Origin of the sequence: Pseudomonas sp. V88_4 (assembly GCF_029967985.1) — a bacterium.
Lineage (GTDB): Bacteria > Pseudomonadota > Gammaproteobacteria > Pseudomonadales > Pseudomonadaceae > Aquipseudomonas > Aquipseudomonas glycinae.
Window position 1 is genome coordinate 179,170 of record NZ_JASCAF010000040.1, and the last position, 17,802, is coordinate 196,971.

14 protein-coding genes and 2 tRNA genes are annotated in these 17,802 nt (G+C 61.1%); 3 read left to right on the plus strand and 13 right to left on the minus strand.

The genetic code is table 11. The features are described 5' to 3' along the window. Window positions 1-83: 83 nt before the first annotated feature. Window positions 84-863, plus strand: a complete 780-nt coding sequence (fpr, locus tag QLG12_RS16100; RefSeq protein ID WP_003222277.1) for a ferredoxin-NADP reductase — start codon at window positions 84-86, stop codon at window positions 861-863. Between the two features lie 69 nt (window positions 864-932). On the opposite strand, the gene tsaA is transcribed toward fpr, so the two are convergent. From tsaA to rimO, 6 genes are all read right to left on the minus strand, one after another. Next, window positions 933-1,631: a tRNA (N6-threonylcarbamoyladenosine(37)-N6)-methyltransferase TrmO gene (gene tsaA, locus QLG12_RS16105; protein ID WP_282474902.1), complete on the minus strand. Its 699-nt coding sequence runs from the start codon at window positions 1,629-1,631 to the stop codon at window positions 933-935. A 196-nt stretch (window positions 1,632-1,827) separates the two neighbouring features. After that, the gene (locus QLG12_RS16110) at window positions 1,828-2,598 is read right to left on the minus strand and encodes an SDR family oxidoreductase (RefSeq protein WP_197868697.1); all 771 of its coding nucleotides are present in this window, start codon (window positions 2,596-2,598) and stop codon (window positions 1,828-1,830) included. 124 nt (window positions 2,599-2,722) lie between these two features. Continuing rightward, window positions 2,723-3,190, minus strand: coding sequence for a DUF1456 family protein (locus QLG12_RS16115; protein ID WP_282474903.1), 468 nt, complete (start codon window positions 3,188-3,190; stop codon window positions 2,723-2,725). Between the two features lie 74 nt (window positions 3,191-3,264). Then, window positions 3,265-3,975 (minus strand): rRNA pseudouridine synthase, encoded by a 711-nt coding sequence (locus QLG12_RS16120; protein ID WP_011332751.1) that lies wholly within the window; start codon window positions 3,973-3,975, stop codon window positions 3,265-3,267. Between the two features lie 83 nt (window positions 3,976-4,058). Beyond that, window positions 4,059-4,532 carry a GNAT family N-acetyltransferase gene (locus QLG12_RS16125; protein ID WP_064593881.1) on the minus strand — a complete coding sequence of 158 codons (474 nt, stop codon included), beginning with the start codon at window positions 4,530-4,532 and terminating at the stop codon, window positions 4,059-4,061. A gap of 111 nt (window positions 4,533-4,643) precedes the next feature. Beyond that, window positions 4,644-5,981: a 30S ribosomal protein S12 methylthiotransferase RimO gene (gene rimO / locus QLG12_RS16130; RefSeq protein WP_011332753.1), complete on the minus strand. Its 1,338-nt coding sequence runs from the start codon at window positions 5,979-5,981 to the stop codon at window positions 4,644-4,646. Between the two features lie 287 nt (window positions 5,982-6,268). On the opposite strand from rimO, the gene QLG12_RS16135 reads away from it, so the two are divergent. After that, entirely contained in the window at window positions 6,269-8,170 is a 1,902-nt protein-coding gene (locus tag QLG12_RS16135) for a potassium transporter Kup (RefSeq protein ID WP_197868696.1), read from the plus strand. Window positions 8,171-8,237: 67 nt separating this feature from the next. Here the strand turns inward: QLG12_RS16135 and QLG12_RS16140 are convergent, their stop codons facing one another. The 5 genes from QLG12_RS16140 to QLG12_RS16160 form a co-directional block, all read right to left on the minus strand. Then, window positions 8,238-8,564, minus strand: a complete 327-nt coding sequence (locus QLG12_RS16140; protein ID WP_197868695.1) for a DUF3077 domain-containing protein — start codon at window positions 8,562-8,564, stop codon at window positions 8,238-8,240. A 560-nt stretch (window positions 8,565-9,124) separates the two neighbouring features. Further along, window positions 9,125-10,420 carry a virulence factor family protein gene (locus tag QLG12_RS16145; protein WP_197868694.1) on the minus strand — a complete coding sequence of 432 codons (1,296 nt, stop codon included), beginning with the start codon at window positions 10,418-10,420 and terminating at the stop codon, window positions 9,125-9,127. Continuing rightward, the gene (gene mprF, locus QLG12_RS16150; RefSeq protein ID WP_085655596.1) at window positions 10,420-13,059 is read right to left on the minus strand and encodes a bifunctional lysylphosphatidylglycerol flippase/synthetase MprF; all 2,640 of its coding nucleotides are present in this window, start codon (window positions 13,057-13,059) and stop codon (window positions 10,420-10,422) included. The genes QLG12_RS16145 and mprF overlap by 1 nt, the downstream gene beginning before the upstream one ends. Window positions 13,060-13,339: 280 nt before the next feature. Then, a tRNA-Met gene (locus QLG12_RS16155) sits at window positions 13,340-13,416 on the minus strand. 204 nt (window positions 13,417-13,620) lie between these two features. Further along, window positions 13,621-13,697: transfer RNA gene (locus tag QLG12_RS16160), tRNA-Met, on the minus strand. A gap of 280 nt (window positions 13,698-13,977) precedes the next feature. Here QLG12_RS16160 and dinB point away from each other — a divergent pair. After that, entirely contained in the window at window positions 13,978-15,039 is a 1,062-nt protein-coding gene (gene dinB, locus QLG12_RS16165) for a DNA polymerase IV (RefSeq protein ID WP_064379074.1), read from the plus strand. A gap of 48 nt (window positions 15,040-15,087) precedes the next feature. Here the strand turns inward: dinB and QLG12_RS16170 are convergent, their stop codons facing one another. Beyond that, the gene (locus tag QLG12_RS16170; protein ID WP_197868692.1) at window positions 15,088-16,041 is read right to left on the minus strand and encodes a hypothetical protein; all 954 of its coding nucleotides are present in this window, start codon (window positions 16,039-16,041) and stop codon (window positions 15,088-15,090) included. Window positions 16,042-16,058: 17 nt separating this feature from the next. Next, window positions 16,059-17,774: a proline--tRNA ligase gene (locus QLG12_RS16175; RefSeq protein ID WP_197868691.1), complete on the minus strand. Its 1,716-nt coding sequence runs from the start codon at window positions 17,772-17,774 to the stop codon at window positions 16,059-16,061. Window positions 17,775-17,802: the final 28 nt, after the last annotated feature.

Here is a 17,802-nt window from a genome sequence, read left to right on the forward strand (position 1 = left end):
AGAATGCGATGCAATTGCGCACCGTCGGCATTCTTCAACACGAGCCGGGCAGGCGCAGATCAATCTCCAGGAGTCCCACGTACATGAGCAACATGAACCACGAGCGTGTCCTCAGTGTTCATCACTGGAACGACACTCTGTTCAGCTTCAAGTGCACCCGCGATCCGGGCCTGCGCTTCGAGAACGGTCAGTTCGTGATGATCGGCCTGCAACAGCCCAATGGCCGCCCGCTTATGCGCGCTTACTCGATCGCCAGCCCGAACTGGGAAGAGCATCTCGAGTTCTTCAGCATCAAGGTGCCGGACGGTCCGCTGACCTCCCAGTTGCAGCACCTGAAGGAAGGCGACGAGATCATCATCTCGAAAAAACCGACCGGCACCCTGGTGCTGGACGACCTGAACCCGGGCAAGCACCTGTACCTGCTGAGCACCGGCACCGGTCTGGCGCCGTTCATGAGCGTGATCCAGGACCCGGAAACCTACGAGCGCTTCGAGAAAGTGATCCTGGTTCACGGTGTTCGTTACGTCAACGAAGTCGCCTACCGCGAATTCATCACCGAGCACCTGCCGCAAAACGAGTTCTTCGGCGAAGCGCTGCGTGACAAGCTGATCTACTACCCGACCGTGACTCGCGAACCGTTCGAGAATCAGGGCCGCCTGACCGACCTGATGCGCAGCGGCAAGCTGTTCAGCGACATCGGCCTGCCACCGATCAACCCGCAGGACGACCGCGCGATGATCTGCGGCAGCCCGAGCATGCTCGACGAGACCAGCGAAGTGCTCGACAGCTTCGGCCTGAAGATCTCGGCGCGGATGCGCGAGCCGGGTGACTACCTGATCGAGCGCGCATTCGTCGAGAAATAATCCCGACGATGCCGATAGAAAAGCCCGCGTTGCCTGAGAAGGCAGCGCGGGCTTTTTCGTTTTCGGGGTTCAGTCAGCGGCGGGAATCACTTCCAGGACGCGGATCTGCTCAGGCACAGGGTAATGCCAGCGCACATCCAGATCCCAGAACTGCGCGCCGTATTCGCGTTCGGGCGCGGGCATCTGGTACGCCGGGCGCGGATCCTGGGCCAGGCACTGCTCGATCAACTCGACCAGCGGCTCGGCAAGGCGCTGAGCGTGGGTGTGCGCCTGTTGCAGCGCTGCTTCCGTCCACTGCACGTCGATCAGGTGCGGCGCGGCACTGGCGATGCTGTTGGAGGCGTCAGTGATGATGTCGGCGTAGGGCACGTAGGGTTTGATGTCGAGAATCGGCGTGCCGTCCAGCAGGTCGATGCCGGAGATGAACAGGCGATTGGCCTCGACCTTGTCCAGCTTCACCACCGACTGGCCGATGCCGTTCGGCCGGTGCGTGGCGCGGGTGGCGAACACACCCATGGACTTGTTGCCGCCAAGGCGCGGAGGGCGGACTTTGAGGCGCGGCTTGTCTTCCAGCGCCTGATGGAACAGGAACAGCAGCCAGACATGACTGACCTGCTCCAGCCCCTGCACCGCATCGCCCTGATCGAACGGCGCCACCAGCTCCAGCACGCCACGGGCGGCGGGGGCCAGTTGCGGCTGGCGCGGGATGGCGAACTTCTCCTTGAAGCAGGAGCGGACGAAGCCGATGGGGGAGACGCTGTAAGTCATGGTTTGCATTCGAAGCGGAGCAGGGCGGGCATGATAACCCGGCAGGCTTCAAGTCTGGTGCTGACAGATCTGGCGCTATCGCTGCGATACGGCGGGCCGACAAGCCAGCTCCCACAGGATTCTCGAGTGTTCACATCATGTGTACACCGCGAAATCTGTGGGAGCTGGCTTGCCAGCGATAGCCGCACCGCCGATATCAGAGGCTGAACCCACCATCCAGCGGAATGATATTCCCGGTCATGTAGGCCCCGGCTGTACTCGCCAGGCTGATCGCCAGCGCCGCCATCTCTTCCTCGCGGCCCCAGCGTTTCATCGGGATCAGCGCAGTGTCTTCGGCCAGCGCCTGTTGATCACTGCCGATGTGCTGGGTCATCTTGCTCGGAAAGCGCCCCGGTGCGATGACGTTGACGTTGATGTGCTGGCTCACCAGTTCCCGGGCGAGGATTCGCGACAGCTGATGAAGGGCGGCCTTGCTCGGCCCGTAGGCGTAGGCCTGTTCACCAAAGGAAGAAATCCCCGCCACCGAACCGATGTTGATGATCCGCGCCGGATTGGCCGCCGACCCGGATTTGCGCAGCAACGGCAGAAACTGCTGGATGCAGCTGAACACCGACGTCACGTTGAGTTGCATGACCTTTTCCCAGCCCTTGACCGGGTAGCTCTCCAGCGGCGCGCCCCACGTCGTGCCGGCGTTGTTCACCAGAATGTCCAGGTGAGTGATCTGCTCGCCCAGTCGCGCGGCCAGCTCTTTCACGCCTTCTTCCGTCGCCAGGTTCGCCGCCATGCCCAGACAAGTGCCCAGAGCACTGAGTTCTTCAGCGGTTTGATGACAGGCTTCCGCGTCACGGGAGCAGACGTATACGCGGGCGCCGGCTTCGACAAAGGCCTTGGCGATCATTTTGCCGATACCACGGGTGCCGCCGGTCACCAGGGCGGTGCGGCCTTGCAGGGAGAAATACGGGTGCATGGCGAATCCTGAGGGCTAGGGTTCAGTACACCCTAGGCCATGCGGCCAGCTTCGAGCTACAAGTTTCAAGCTGCAAGCAAAGTCAAATGCTTGCAGCTTGCAGCTCGAAACTTGTAGCTGCTTTCTACGCTCTCACGCGGAGCGTGAGCCCCTTGAGGAAATTGCGCAGCAACTGATCGCCACACGGGCGGAAGTTGGTGTGGCCGACCTTGCGGAACAGCGCACTCAGCTCAGGCTTGGACACCGGGAAGTCGGCAGCCTTGAGGATCGCGTGCATGTCGTCTTCCTTCAGTTCGAAGGCCACCCGCAGCTTTTTCAGGATGATGTTGTTGGTCACCGGCACTTCGATCGGCAGCGGCGGACGACTTTCGTCCTTGCCGCGCTTGAGGATCACCAGACCGTCGAGGAAGTGCGCGATGACTTCGTCCGGGCAGCGCACGAAGCCTTCTTCGTCTTCTTCTTTCTTGTCGAGGTACGTCACGACATCGGCAAGCGTGACGTCCATGCCGCCGAGTTTGATGATCTCGACCACTTTCTTGTCGCTGATGTCGAGCATGTAGCGCACGCTGCGCAGAACGTCGTTGTGAACCATGTGTGCAATCCTGATTGTTCGCTGTGGGCACCGAGCGGGGCGCGATGCCGGAAATATTGAGTGGCTTGCGAGCCTTAGAATTTCTCTTTGCCGGACAGATAGCGCCATTGGCCGACCGGCACCTTGCCGATCGAGACACCGCCGATACGGATCCGGCGGATGCCGATGACCTTCAGGCCGACCGCTTCGCAGAACTGGGCGATGATCCCCGGCTGCGGGTTCTTCATGGCGAAGCGCAGGCGGTTTTCGTTCTGCCAGCTGGCCTTGACCGGCGGCAGCTCCTTGCCCTTGTGGGTGAGGCCGTGCTGCAGGCGATTGAGGCCGTGGGCAACCATGTCGCCTTCGACTTCGACCACGTATTCCTGCTCGATCTTGGCCGCGTCGGCGGTGAGCTTGCGCAACACCTTCCAGTCCTGGGTGAACACCAGCAGGCCGCTGGCCTTGGGTTGCAGGTCGGCGCTGGCGGTCAGACGCAGGAAGTGTCCGCGCAGCGGACGTTTGCCGTAGCGGTGTTCTTCGCTGAGGGTTTCGGCGTTCAGCGACTGCATGGCGCTGTCGACATCCATGCCCGCCGGCACGTTGAGCAGGATAGTCACCGGCTCCGGCGCGGTGGCCTTGGCGTCCTTGTCGAGTTCGACTTTCTGGTCGCCGACCTTGAACTGCGGCTCGTCGATGACCTCGCCGTCCACGGTGACCCAGCCGCCCTCGATGAACAGCTCGGCCTCCCGGCGGGAGCAACCGACCAGCTCGATGAGGCGTTTGGAGAGGCGAATCGGGTCAGTCATGACAGGGGCCGTAACAAAAAAGGGGTGGGCATTGTACCTGCCTGGGGCCGGTTAAGCCCGATTGCATTTGCGCCGTGTGGCTTTTAGCCGCGTACCGCGCGCTGCTCCGGTTGTTTCAGACGCATATGCAACAACGGATACGGCTGGCCCATGCCATCGACCTCCGAGCGGCCGATCACCTCGAACCCTTGCTTGAAGTAAAACCCCAGCGCCTGCGGGTTCTGTTCGTTGACGTCCAGTTCGTCGGCGTTCAGGTGTTCCATCGCGTACTTCAACAGTTTCTTGCCAAGGCCCTGGCCGCGATGGGCCGGGTCGATGAACAGCATTTCGATCTTGCCCGCCGCGACCCCGGCAAACCCGGTGATGCGCTGGTGGCTGTCGCGGGTGCAGATCAGCATCACCGCATCGAGGTAGCGGGTCAGCACCAGATTCTTCAGCAGCTCGATGTAGGATTCCGGCAGGAAATCGTGGGTCGCGCGGACCGAGGCCTCCCAGACCCGGGTCAGTTCCTGATAATCGCTGAGTTTCGGCGTGTGGATGACCGAATGCTGACGCATGCCCGATAGCCTCTTTGTCATGGATGAGGGAGTCCTTCCCCTCACAAACTCTAGCCGTAAAAAAGCCCCGCATCTCGTAAAAGAGAGCGGGGCTTTCTGTATTTTTCGCGCTTAGATCTGTTCGGCCCAGAGGTCGTACTCGTCGGCGTCGGTCACCTTGCACCAGACCTTGTCGCCCGGCTTCAGGTTGCTGCCGTTGTCGATGAACACGTTACCGTCGATTTCCGGGGCATCGAAGAAGCAGCGCCCGACCGCGCCTTGCTCGTCGACTTCGTCCACCAGCACTTCGATTTCACGGCCGATGCGCAGTTGCAGGCGCGCCGAACTGATGGCTTGCTGGTGCGCCATGAAGCGCTCCCAGCGGTCTTGCTTGACGTCGTCCGGAACCACTTCCAGATCCAGATCGTTGGCTGGAGCGCCTTCGACCGGCGAATACTGGAAGCAGCCGACGCGGTCGAGCTGGGCTTCGGTCAGCCAGTCCAGCAGGTACTGGAAGTCTTCTTCGGTTTCGCCGGGGAAGCCGACGATGAAGGTCGAACGGATGATCAGGTCCGGGCAGATCTCGCGCCAGTTCTTGATCCGCGCCAGGGTCTTGTCTTCGAACGCCGGGCGTTTCATCGATTTGAGGACTTTCGGGCTGGCGTGCTGGAACGGGATGTCCAGGTACGGCAGGATCTTGCCGGCGGCCATCAGCGGGATCAGTTCGTCGACGTGCGGGTACGGGTAAACGTAGTGCAGACGGACCCAGACGCCGAGGGTGCTCAGCGCTTCGCACAGTTCGGTCATGCGGGTTTTCACCGGCGCGCCGTTCCAGAAACCGGTGCGGTATTTGACGTCAACGCCGTAGGCGCTGGTGTCCTGGGAAATCACCAGCAGTTCCTTCACGCCGGATTTGACCAGACGCTGGGCTTCGTCGAGCACATCGCCGACCGGACGGCTGACCAGTTTGCCGCGCATCGACGGGATGATGCAGAAGCTGCAACTGTGGTTGCAGCCTTCGGAAATCTTCAGGTACGCGTAGTGGCGCGGGGTCAGCTTGATGCCTTGCGGTGGCACCAGGTCGATCAGCGGGTTGTGATCCTGCTTCGGCGGCACGACTTCGTGCACGGCGTTGACCACTTGCTCGTACTGCTGCGGACCGGTGACGGCCAGCACGCTCGGGTGCACGTCACGGATATTGCCTTCTTCCACGCCCATGCAGCCGGTCACGATGACCTTGCCGTTTTCCTTGATCGCTTCGCCGATGACTTCCAGCGATTCGGCCTTGGCCGAGTCGATGAAGCCGCAGGTGTTGACCACGACCACGTCGGCGTCCTGATAGGTGGACACCACGTCATAGCCTTCCATGCGCAGCTGGGTCAGGATGCGCTCGGAGTCGACCAGTGCTTTCGGGCAACCCAGAGAAACGAAGCCAACCTTTGGATTGGCCGGCGCAGGAGTGGTGGACATGTCTAACCTCGGTGTTTTGTGACGTCGCTTGCCTGATTCAGGAGCCGACGGATGGGCGCTTAAGGCGCGCCTCTGATCAAAAAGTGCGCAATTCTAGCGGTGAGTAACGCACTTGACCAGCTTTATGCAGGGAAATACGACGAGTGCTGCGCTATGCTTCGCGCCGTTGCGCTTTACTGAATTTTTACAGTCAACAAAACGTCTGTTACAGGGCGTGAAAACGCGCATGCTGCACACAAAGCATAGTGCTTCATCTAAGAAGCCGATCTGGGAATCAGGAGTGTTGGATGGGTCAGGCAAGTAGTCACGCGGCAGGCGCCGAAGGTTCGGCCACCAAGCCGCTGAGCATGCTGGTCGCGGCGGTCGGGGTAGTTTACGGCGACATCGGCACGAGCCCGTTGTACACCCTCAAAGAAGTGTTTTCCGGCGGTTACGGCGTTCCGGTGAACCACGACGGGGTGCTGGGCATTCTGTCGTTGATCTTCTGGTCGCTGATCTGGGTCGTGTCGATCAAATACATGATGTTCGTGCTGCGTGCCGACAACCAGGGCGAGGGCGGCATCATGGCGCTCACCGCGCTGGCACGGCGGGCAGCGGGGGAACGCAGGAAACTGCGTTCGCTGCTGGTGGTCTGCGGCTTGATCGGCGCAGCGCTGTTCTATGGCGACAGCATGATCACCCCGGCGATCTCTGTGCTGTCGGCCATCGAAGGTCTGGGCCTGGCATTTGACGGGATCGACCATTGGGTCGTGCCGTTGTCGTTGGTGGTGCTGATCGGGTTGTTTCTGATCCAGAGCCATGGCACAGCACGGATCGGCATTCTCTTCGGGCCGATCATGGTCACCTGGTTCCTCGTTCTCGGCGCTCTCGGCGTGTACGGCATCAGCCATTCCCCGGAAGTGCTGAAGGCGCTGAACCCGATCTGGGCCGTGCGCTTTTTCATGGTGCATACCGGCATGGGCGTGGCGATCCTCGGCGCCGTGGTGCTGGCGCTGACCGGTGCCGAAGCGCTGTACGCCGACATGGGCCACTTCGGTCGCAAGCCGATTGCCCGCGCATGGTTCCTGCTGGTGCTGCCGGCGCTGGTGCTCAACTACTTCGGTCAGGGCGCCTTGTTGCTGGACAACCCGGAAGCGGCGCGCAACCCGTTCTACCTGCTGGCGCCGAGCTGGGCACTGATTCCGCTGGTCGGTCTGTCGACCCTGGCCACGGTGATTGCGTCCCAAGCGGTGATTTCCGGCGCGTTCTCCCTGACTCGTCAGGCGATTCAGCTTGGTTACATTCCGCGTATGTACATCCAGCACACGTCCAGCGACGAGCAGGGCCAGATTTATATTGGCGCGGTGAACTGGGCGCTGATGGTCGGCGTTGTCTTGTTGGTGCTGGGCTTCGAATCCTCCGGCGCACTGGCCTCGGCCTATGGTGTGGCGGTAACCGGCACTATGCTGATGACCACAATCCTGGTGTCGGCGGTCATGCTGCTGCTGTGGAAATGGCCACCGATTCTGGCGGTGCCGGTGCTGATCGGCTTCCTGCTGGTGGACGGCCTGTACTTTGCCGCCAACGTGCCGAAGATCGTCCAGGGTGGCGCCTTCCCGGTGATCGCCGGTATCGCGCTGTTCGTGCTGATGACCACCTGGAAGCGCGGCAAGCAACTGCTGGTCGAGCGCCTCGACGAAGGCGCGCTGCCGCTGCCGATCTTTATCAGCAGCATCCGCGTCCAGCCACCACACCGCGTGCAGGGCACCGCCGTGTTCCTCACCGCCCGTTCCGACGCGGTGCCGCACGCGCTGTTGCACAACCTGCTGCACAACCAGGTGCTGCACGAACAAGTGGTGCTGCTGACCGTGGTCTACGAAGACATCCCGCGCGTCCCGCCATCCCGGCGCTTCGAAGTCGAAGCCCACGGCGAAGGCTTCTTCCGGGTGATCCTGCACTTCGGCTTCACCGACGAACCGGACGTGCCGCAGGCACTGAAGCTGTGCCATCTGGATGATCTGGACTTCAGCCCGATGCGCACCACCTACTTCCTCAGCCGCGAAACGGTCATCGCCTCGAAACTCGAAGGCATGGCCCGTTGGCGTGAAGCGCTGTTTGCGTTCATGTTGAAGAATGCCAACGGCAACCTGCGCTTCTTCAATCTGCCGCTGAACCGGGTGATTGAGTTGGGGACGCAGGTGGAGATGTAGGCCTCGTCGCAACTGAAAAGCCCCCGTCAGCTTTGCGGCTGGCGGGGGCTTTTTCGTTTTTGCGCCGTTACATGCTTTCTGGCAGCTCTGCCTCAGATTCGGTCTTCGTTCGCGCAGGTCGCGGCATCAGGGCCTTCATCACGTCGTCGACCAAGGCCTTGCCGATTATCGTCAGGTAATGCGCGGCCCAGGCGTGGCGGTCGCTTTCCTTGTCGTAGGCGGCGTCCTCGGCGAAGGATTTGGCGAGGAACAACAGGTCTGATGCCTGGGACAGTGCTTCGACGATGGGGACGCCGGAGCGAACGTTGAGTAACGCCTGATCCGAGCTGTAGAGGAAAGAGGTGAAACCGATGGTCGTCAGTTCTGCGGGGGACGGCGATTTCGTTTCGGTCATGGTGTTACTCCTTGGTTCGAGGAGCTGCAACTTCCGTTACCACACGAAAGGGAGGCAGCTGTACGCAGGGTGGTAAACCGGGAACCAAGGAAACCGGCACGCCCGAAGGCGTCCCACGCACAGCTGCCATAACTCGAAATCACAGACATGAAAGTGCCTGTGATTGAGATGAGGGCGCTGTTGCGCTGGTTTGTCCGGGTTACCACACCCGATCGCTGAAAGGGTCAGCGGCGTCCAGAGAGTATCCCTTCGAAAAACAGCGCAATAGGGCGGCAAAGTGCCCAAACACGAGATTAGGAGTTTGCCTACAAGGTATGCGGACGTCATCTGATATTGCGACACCAGACGTAAACGAAACTAAACGTTGATGGCGGTTTTGCGCGGCTTTGGTGCGGCAGATGAATGTGGAGTTGACGACTCGAAAAGGCCAATGAAGCAGGTGTCCACGTTTTATGGAATGTGGACACCTGGCGATTTCAGTTTCATGAAGAGTCAAGCATTAAATGAAAAAGCCCCTGTAACTGCGAAGTTGCGGGGGCTTTTCGTTGGTGCGCTTCAGATCACTCTTCCGCCACCTGCGCCGTGTTCTGGCGCTTCTCGATCAAGTCCACAAGACGCTTGGCCAGCGCCGGGTAGTTCTCGTCGAAGTGGTGGCCGCCGGGCAGTTTCACTGCTTCGCCCACCGCCGTTTTGTCGGTGCAACCGCTTTCGTCGGTTTCTTCTTCACCGTAGATGCACACGACCTTGGCCGGTGGCAGCTTGGCCATTTCCGGGCCGGTGGCGGCTTCTTTGCCGGCGTTGCCGAGCCAGCCTTCGACTTCGATTTCGAAGCTGCCGGTGCGGGCGAAGGCCAGCAGGATGATTGCGTCAACGCGTTGCTGCTCAGTTTCTGGCAGGCGGTTGTAGATGGCCGGCAGGACGTCGGCGCCGAACGAGTAACCGGTCAGGATGAAGCGCTTGGTGCCCCATTTCTGGCGGTAGTGCTGCATCAGTTCGGTCAGGTCCAGGGCGCTCTGTTCCGGGCTTTTGTGCTGCCAGTAGTAGCGCAGGGTGTCGATGCCGACCACCGGGTAGCCGATCTTGGCCATTTCGCCGGCCACGTCGCGGTCCAGATCGCGCCAGCCGCCGTCACCGGACAGGAACAGGGTCACGGTGTCCTTGGCCTGGCCGGCCGGGACTTCCACCACCGGGATCTGCAGGCCACCGTTGGCCTTGTCGCCGCCGACGAGGATCTTGCGCAGTTCGTTGTTCAGCACTTGCGGCAGGTTGATGTCGTAGTCGCTGATGCTGGTTTCGGCGTTCGGTTGATCGCGCACGAAACCGGCGCTGGTGTCGTCCGGGTTGTCGTTCCACGCCACCAGCCAGTGGCCGTGGGCAGCGGCTTTTGGCAGCAGGTGAGTGCAGCCGGGTTTTTCCAGGGCCAGGTCGACGGAGACGGCCTGAGCCTTGTCGTCTTTCTGCTCGGACAGCCAGCGCCACGCCAGGACGGCGCCGGGACCGATGCCGCTGACCAGCGTCGCCGGGCCGTTCAGTTCGCGCAGGCCGGCCTGCAGGGCGCGGCTTTGCAGCAGGCAGTCCTTGGGCAGGATCACCTGTACAATTTGCGCCGAGGCGCTGCGGCTCAGGGTAGTCAGTTGCTTGTCACTGAGCTTCTGGTCGTCGTTGACCGCCACCAGCACCTGCGCCTTGGGCTTGGTGCCGGGGATGACCCGGGTCATGGCAGCACCGTCGGCCGGGTTGAGCTGTTCGAGGGTCGGTTCCGGTGCCGGGCGTTTGAGGTACCAGAAACCGCCACCGGCAATCGCGGCCAGCACCAGCAGTGCCACCAGGATGTACTTCAGGGAGCGTTGAATCATCAGCGTTTCACCAATCCAGTCAAGCCGCCCGCGATCAGGGCAGCAGTGTCGGCCAGCGCCACCAGCGGATCGAGTCCGGCGGGCACGGCCATATAACGGGGTTCCCAGTCAGGCTGGAACTTGTCTTTGAAGCGGCGCAAGCCTTGGAAGTTGTACAGCTGCTCACCACGGCGGAAAACCATCGAGCCCAGTCGCTGGGTCAGCGGTGCCCCGCGCCGGGGTTGCAACCCCGACAGCGGCACCATGCCCAGGCTGAAGCGCGCGTATCCGTGACTCTTATAGTGTTGAATCAGACCGACCATCATGAATTCCATGGTCAGCTTGGGGGCGTCCGGGTGCGCGCGCATCAGGTCGAGACTGGCCAGGTCATGGCTATAGGTCTCGAGCAGGTTGGCGAACGCCACCGGGCGGCCTTCGAAGCGAATCACCGCGATGCGGAAATGCTTCAGGTAATCGTCGCTGAAACGGCCGAGGGAGAAGCCTTTCTCGCGCACGTTTTTGCCGGTCAGCCAGGCATCGGAAATCACCTTGAGCTCATCCATCGGCGCCTGGCCCGGCTCATGGATTTCCAGCGACAGACCATCGCGGGTGCCGCGATTCCAGGTGTAGCGCAGGTCCTTCATCTCCTTGCCCTTGGCTTCCAGGTCAAAGCGATGCAGATCGACCCGGGCTTCTTCGCCGAGCTTGATCGCGGTCAGGCCGATGTCCATGTAGTACGGCAGGTTCTCGGCGCGCACCTGATAAAACACCGGGCGGGCGTGATGGATGTCGCACAGGTCGCGGAACTGCCAGATCATCTCGGCCCGTTGCTGGCCGGGGCCGATCGGGTCGTACAGGGCCACGAGGCTGCGGCCGCGACGGGCGTACATCAGGAAGGCTTCGTCGTTGGGATGAAACAGCAACGCCTTGTCACCGGTCAGGGCCAGGCCACCGTCCGGTTGCGAGGAGGCCATCAGGATTTTCGAGGCGCGTTCCAGCTCATCCGGCGTCGGCAGGTGAATCACCGGGCGAGCAGTGCGCAGCAGCCAGGTCAGGGCAATCACCAGCAGCAACACGGCGGCGCCGAGCAGCGAGCGCAGGCCGCGCGGGGCGTCGGCGTCGAGGGTGAACTGCCACCACAGTTGATGGCTGTAAGGGACGTCCTGATAAGCAAACAGCAAAAGCCAGGTCGAAGCACCGAGTACGCACAGGCTGGCCACCAGATACAGCGGCGAGAACGGCAGTTCGGTCAGACGGCTCGGGCGATAGAACGAACGACGGAAAACCCCCAGCAGCGCGGCGGTGAGGGTCATCAGGGTCGCTTCTTCCCAGTCGAAACCCTTGAGCAGCGAGAGCAGGGCGCCCACCAGCAACAGAATGGTGGTCAGCATCCATGCCGCCGATAACCGGCGACGCAGGCCCTGAGCGAGCATCAAACACAGCACGCCGATCAGACTGGCGCCAAAGTGTGAGGCGTCGACCAGGCGGTGAGGAATCAGAAAGCCGATATGTTCCAGACGGGTGTCGATCTCCGGCGTCGCCCCGGAAAACAGCAGTACCACGCCGGACAGGAACACCAGCACCGCCAGAATCGGTGCCGCCAGACCGGAGGCTGCACGCATGGTCTGCGACTGAAACAGGCGCTGGCCTTCATTGAGCAGCAACAGCACGCAGGCCACCAGCAACGGCAGCACCACATAGATCAGGCGATACAGGAGCAGGGCGGCGGCCAGTGGCGCGGCGCCGAGCTTGTCGGCGAACGCGGCCAGCAGAATCGCTTCGAAGACCCCTACGCCGCCCGGAACGTGACTGAGTACGCCGGCGGCCAGGGCCAGTAGGTAAACCAGCAGGAACGCACCGAAGGGCGGCGCTTCCGGTAGCAGCAGATAAAGGACGGTCGCAGCGGCAGCCACGTCGAGGGCAGTGATGACCAATTGCAGGAACGTCAGGCGACGACCCGGCAGACGCAGGGTGCGACGACCGGCCCGGACCAGCAGGTTGTCCGGATAAGGCTGTTCCGGCAGGCGACGGCGATAGATGCCGATGGCCAGGATCGCGCCGAGCAGCAGCACCACGCCGGCAATCGTGCCCAACAAGGTCTCGGACAGCCCCAGGGCCTGGGAAGCCGCCGGCAGGTTGCTCAGGGTCGCAAGCGCGGCCAGCGGCGGCAGGGCGCAGCCCAGCGACAGGCTGGCGAACAGGGTCATGTGCGCGACTTCGGAAGCGCCCAGTCCATGTCGTGCATATAAACGGTAACGCACCGAGCCACCGGACAGCATCGACAGGCCGATGGCGTTGCCGATGGCAAACGCGGTGAAACCGCCCAGTGCCAGCACTTTCGGCGCCAGCGTCACGCGGGCATAACGACTGGCCGACCATTCATAGCCGAGCAGGATGATGAAGCCGACGACCGTCGCGCCGAGGGCGCCGAGCAGGGCCGGTTTCGGCACGTCGAGAATCGAGTCGTGCAAGGCGTCAAGATCGAGTTCGCTGAGCAGATGGCGACAGGCAATCAGCGCAATAGCGAACAGCAGCAAAGTGACCGCCAGACCGATCGGTTGCCGGTATTTGCTGATCCGATCCAGCAGGCGCAAACGCTCAGGCTTGATCGGTGGGTTTGCTGTGACGGTGTCTTGTGAATCAGACGAGTTGGCGCGCATCAATCACCTCTTGGATTGTGCGCGACAGGATGGAGGTATCCAGCCAAGTTACCAATCCCTGTAGAAAAAAATAATCACAAAATACTACGCCTCTCACCTGGTATCGGCGAGGGCAGCTCCTGGATTGCAGACGCCTTGCCCGCGACTTCAAGCATAGTCGCAACTTGGCGGGTCTTCCGATCCTGAACGGTTCACTGCACAGTGACAGATCATTGTTGCGAAAGGACTTTTTCCACAGATACAAAAAAGGCCACTCTTTCGAGTAGCCTTTTTTGATGTTTGGTTGCGGGAGCCGGATTTGAACCGACGACCTTCGGGTTATGAGCCCGACGAGCTACCAGACTGCTCCATCCCGCGTCTGTGTGGCGGCATTCTACAGGCGAACGGCGGGGTGTCAACCGATAATCCCGTGAAGGGTCAAATAAGTGTGCAATCGCGGCAAACGGTCGCAGGGCAAGCGCTAAGTTTCGGAATCGGAACGATTTCCGCTTGGCGCGACTGGATCCGAAAAACAGACGCGCACAAAAAAGGCCAATCTTTCGATTGGCCTTTTCTGATGTTTGGTTGCGGGAGCCGGATTTGAACCGACGACCTTCGGGTTATGAGCCCGACGAGCTACCAGACTGCTCCATCCCGCGTCTGTGTGGCGGCATTCTACAGAGGAACGCGGGGGTGTCAACCTTCAATTTGGATAAAACCTGTTCAGCTTCAATCGGTTAGCGCTGACGGACGGTCTTTTCAGAGGCTGCAGGTCAGGCAGGGCAAGGGTTTCAGCTCTATTGGAGGTTGGTTTTCGATTGAGGAAATAAATTCAAACACCGTTTCCTACAAACTGAAAAGAACATTCGTACCACTGGTGCTATATACAGGTGTCAGTGAGATACTGCCGGTCCGGCTCGCCATGTTTCCTTTTCTGTCATGACTCAGCGAAAAATCATCCACGTCGACTGTGACTGTTTCTACGCCGCCATCGAGATGCGGGATGACCCGAGCCTCGCCGGCAAGCCGTTGGCGGTGGGTGGCTCGGCGGATCGGCGCGGAGTGATCGCCACCTGCAACTATGAGGCGCGCGCTTATGGGGTTCGCTCGGCGATGTCCTCCGGACATGCCTTGAAGCTGTGCCCGGACCTGACCATCGTCAAGCCGCGAATGGACGCCTATCGCGAGGCGTCGAAGGAAATTCACACGATCTTTCGCGATTACACCGACCTGATCGAGCCTCTTTCCTTGGACGAGGCCTACCTCGACGTCTCGGACAGCGCGCATTTTGCCGGCAGCGCCACGCGGATCGCCCAGGACATTCGCCGCCGGGTTTCCAATCAGTTGCACATCACTGTCTCCGCCGGCGTGGCACCGAACAAGTTTCTGGCCAAAATCGCCAGCGACTGGAAAAAGCCGAACGGCTTGTTCGTGATTACCCCCGATCAAGTCGAAGACTTCGTCAGTGGCCTGCCGGTGAGCAAGTTGCACGGGGTGGGCAAGGTCACGGCCGACAAGCTGGGCAAGCTCGGCATAAATGACTGTCTGCAACTGCGCGAGTGGGACAAGCTGGCGCTGGTCCGGGAATTCGGCAGTTTCGGCGAGCGTTTGTGGAGTCTGGCCCGTGGGATTGATGAGCGGTTGGTGCACAACGACAGTCGTCGTCAGTCGATCAGCGTCGAAAACACCTACGACGTCGATCTGCCGGATCTGCGCAGCTGCCTCGACAAGCTTCCGGAACTGCTGGAAACCCTGAAAACCCGCATGGCGCGGATCGACAGCAGCTACCGGCCGGGCAAGCCGTTCGTCAAAGTGAAGTTTCACGATTTCACCCAGACCACACTGGAGCAGGCCGGGGCAGGGCGGGATCTGGGCAGTTATCAGTTGATGCTGACCCAGGCGTTCAACCGCGGAGGCAAACCGGTGCGGCTATTAGGAGTGGGCGTGCGGCTGGAGGATTTGCGCGGCGGGTTCGAACAAATGGAGTTGTTCGAGCGATAGACGGATAAAAAAATGCCCGAAGCAGGTTCGGGCAATTTTTCAGGGGATTCAGTTCGGCCCCGGATCCGCCACCAGACGCCCCGCATCCCGGGTCAGGGACTTGAGGAATTCGGCCTGCAACTCGGGATCGTTGCGGGTCAGTTCGATCAGGCTTTGTTCCAGCTCACTGGCTTCTTCTTCCAGACCCAGTTCCGACAGGCGCTTGACCCGGTGCACCCACTGGCTCACTTCGTCGTCTTCCAGATCGTCGTAGATCAGCCCGTGAGCCTCCAGCAGCTTGCCGCGCAGGTGACTGCTTATCGCCAGGGACGAATCGGAATGCACGTCATCCTTGCCGTCTTCGACGCTGATCTGCAGTTTGCCCACATGATTGAGGTCGTTTTCGGCGAACGGGCTGTCCAGCAGGTTCAGACGCAGCACGCCGTTGCGATCGGTGGTCATGTCGAAGGTCTGTTTACCAGCCTTGACCTGAACCGGACGCTCGCTCCAGGGCAGGCTCGAATACTCCGTGCGCTTGTCGCGCTGGACTTCATCGATGCCAGCCAGGTTCTGCTGCGCGCGACCGTTGGATTGCACGTTCATGAACGGGTTGAGCCCGGCGAAACCGTAGCTGAGCCAGTCCCGTGTCACGCTGTCCGGCAGATTGCCGAGGGCAAATACGTTGGCCACGTTCGCGCCGATGCCGCCGACCACCGCCACCGCGCCCAGCGGGATCTCGTAGATCTCCCGCCACGGCTGGTAAGGCGTGTAACGGTCGTAATGGCGCGTGACTTCGAACTCGGTGACTTCGAAAGTCTTCTGCTCGTTGATCTTCACGCGCCGTTGCGGCAGCTCAAGCACCTTGGGCTCGCCGACATCGATCTGCAGGCTGTGATCGAGCAGTTTGCGCTCGACACGTTCCTCGTGCTCGCTGCGTTGTGACATGTGATTGGCACAGCCGCTGACCAGCAGGGCGCCGCACAGGGCGGCACCACCGAGGCCTAAGGTGTTTCGCTTGAACATGACGTCTCTATCTGGTTTCAGCGGCGGATACGGGCCTGAAGGAAGGACAGCACCTCGGCAACCGGCAGCGCTTGCGCCTGGCCTTCGGTACGGCTCTTGTATTCCAGGTTGCCTTCGGCGAGGCCGCGGTCGCTGACCACGATCCGGTGTGGAATGCCGATCAGCTCCATGTCCGCGAACTTGATGCCCGGGCTGGTTTTCTTGTCGCGATCGTCCAGCAGCACTTCGAAGCCGGCCGCAGTCAGTTCCGCGTACAGCTTGTCGGTGGCTTCGCGCACCTGCTCGGTTTCATAGCGCAGCGGCACCAGGGCGATCTGGAACGGTGCCAGGGCGTCGCTCCAGATGATGCCGTTCTCGTCGTTGTTCTGCTCGATGGCGGCAGCCACCACGCGGGAAACGCCAATGCCGTAGCAACCCATTTCCAGGGTCACCGGCTTGCCGTTCTCGCCCAGCACTTCACACTTCATCGCCTTGCTGTACTTGTTGCCCAGCTGGAAGATGTGTCCGACTTCGATGCCGCGCTTGATTTCCAGGGTGCCCTTGCCGTCCGGGCTCGGGTCGCCGGCCACCACGTTGCGCAGGTCGGCCACGGTCGGAACCGGCAGATCACGCTCCCAGTTCACGCCGAAGTAGTGCTTGTCGTCGATGTTGGCACCGATGGCGAAGTCGCTCATCAGCTCCACCGAACGGTCGATGATGATCGGCAGCGGCAGGTTCAGCGGGCCGAGGGAACCGGCGCCGGCGCCAATGGCGTCACGCAGTTCGGCATCGGAAGCCATGACCAGCGGGCTGGCAACGCCTGGCTGATTGGCAGCCTTGATTTCGTTCAGTTCGTGGTCGCCACGGATGATCAGAGCGATCAGCTTGCCTTCTTCTTCGGCATGCACGATCAGGGTCTTGATGGTCTTTTCAATCGGCAGATTGAATTTCTCCACCAGGGCCGCGATGGTCTTGGTGTCTGGTGTGTCGACCAGACGCAGCTCTTCGCTTGGCTCGGCGCGCGAGGTTTCACGCGGCACGGCTTCGGCCTTCTCGATGTTCGCGGCGTAGTCGGAACCGTTGCTGAAGACGATATCGTCTTCGCCGGACTCGGCCAGCACGTGGAACTCGTGGGAACCGGCGCCACCGATCGAACCGTTGTCGGCTTCCACCGGACGGAACTTCAGGCCCAGGCGGGTGAAGATGTTGCAGTACGCTTCGTGCATGCGGTCATAGGTGATCTGCAGCGACGCCTGATCCGCATGGAAGGAGTAAGCGTCCTTCATGATGAATTCGCGACCGCGCATCAGGCCGAAGCGTGGACGGATTTCGTCACGGAATTTGGTCTGGATCTGGTACAGGTTGATCGGCAGCTGTTTATAGCTGCTCAACTCGTTGCGCATCAGATCGGTGATCACTTCTTCGTGGGTCGGGCCCGCGCAGAAATCACGACCGTGGCGGTCTTTGATGCGCAGCAGTTCTGGGCCGTATTCTTCCCAGCGCCCCGATTCCTGCCACAGCTCGGCCGGTTGGGTGCTCGGCATCAACACTTCCAGAGAGCCGGCGGCGTCCATTTCTTCGCGAACGATGGCTTCCACCTTGCGCATCACCCGCAAGCCCATCGGGAGCCAGGTGTACAGGCCCGAGGCGAGTTTGCGGATCATGCCGGCGCGCAGCATCAGCTGGTGGCTGATCACGACCGCGTCGGAAGGCGTTTCTTTCTGTGTGGCGAGCAAAAATTGACTGGTGCGCATGGTTGGCCGTTGTCGGTTGCTATGACTG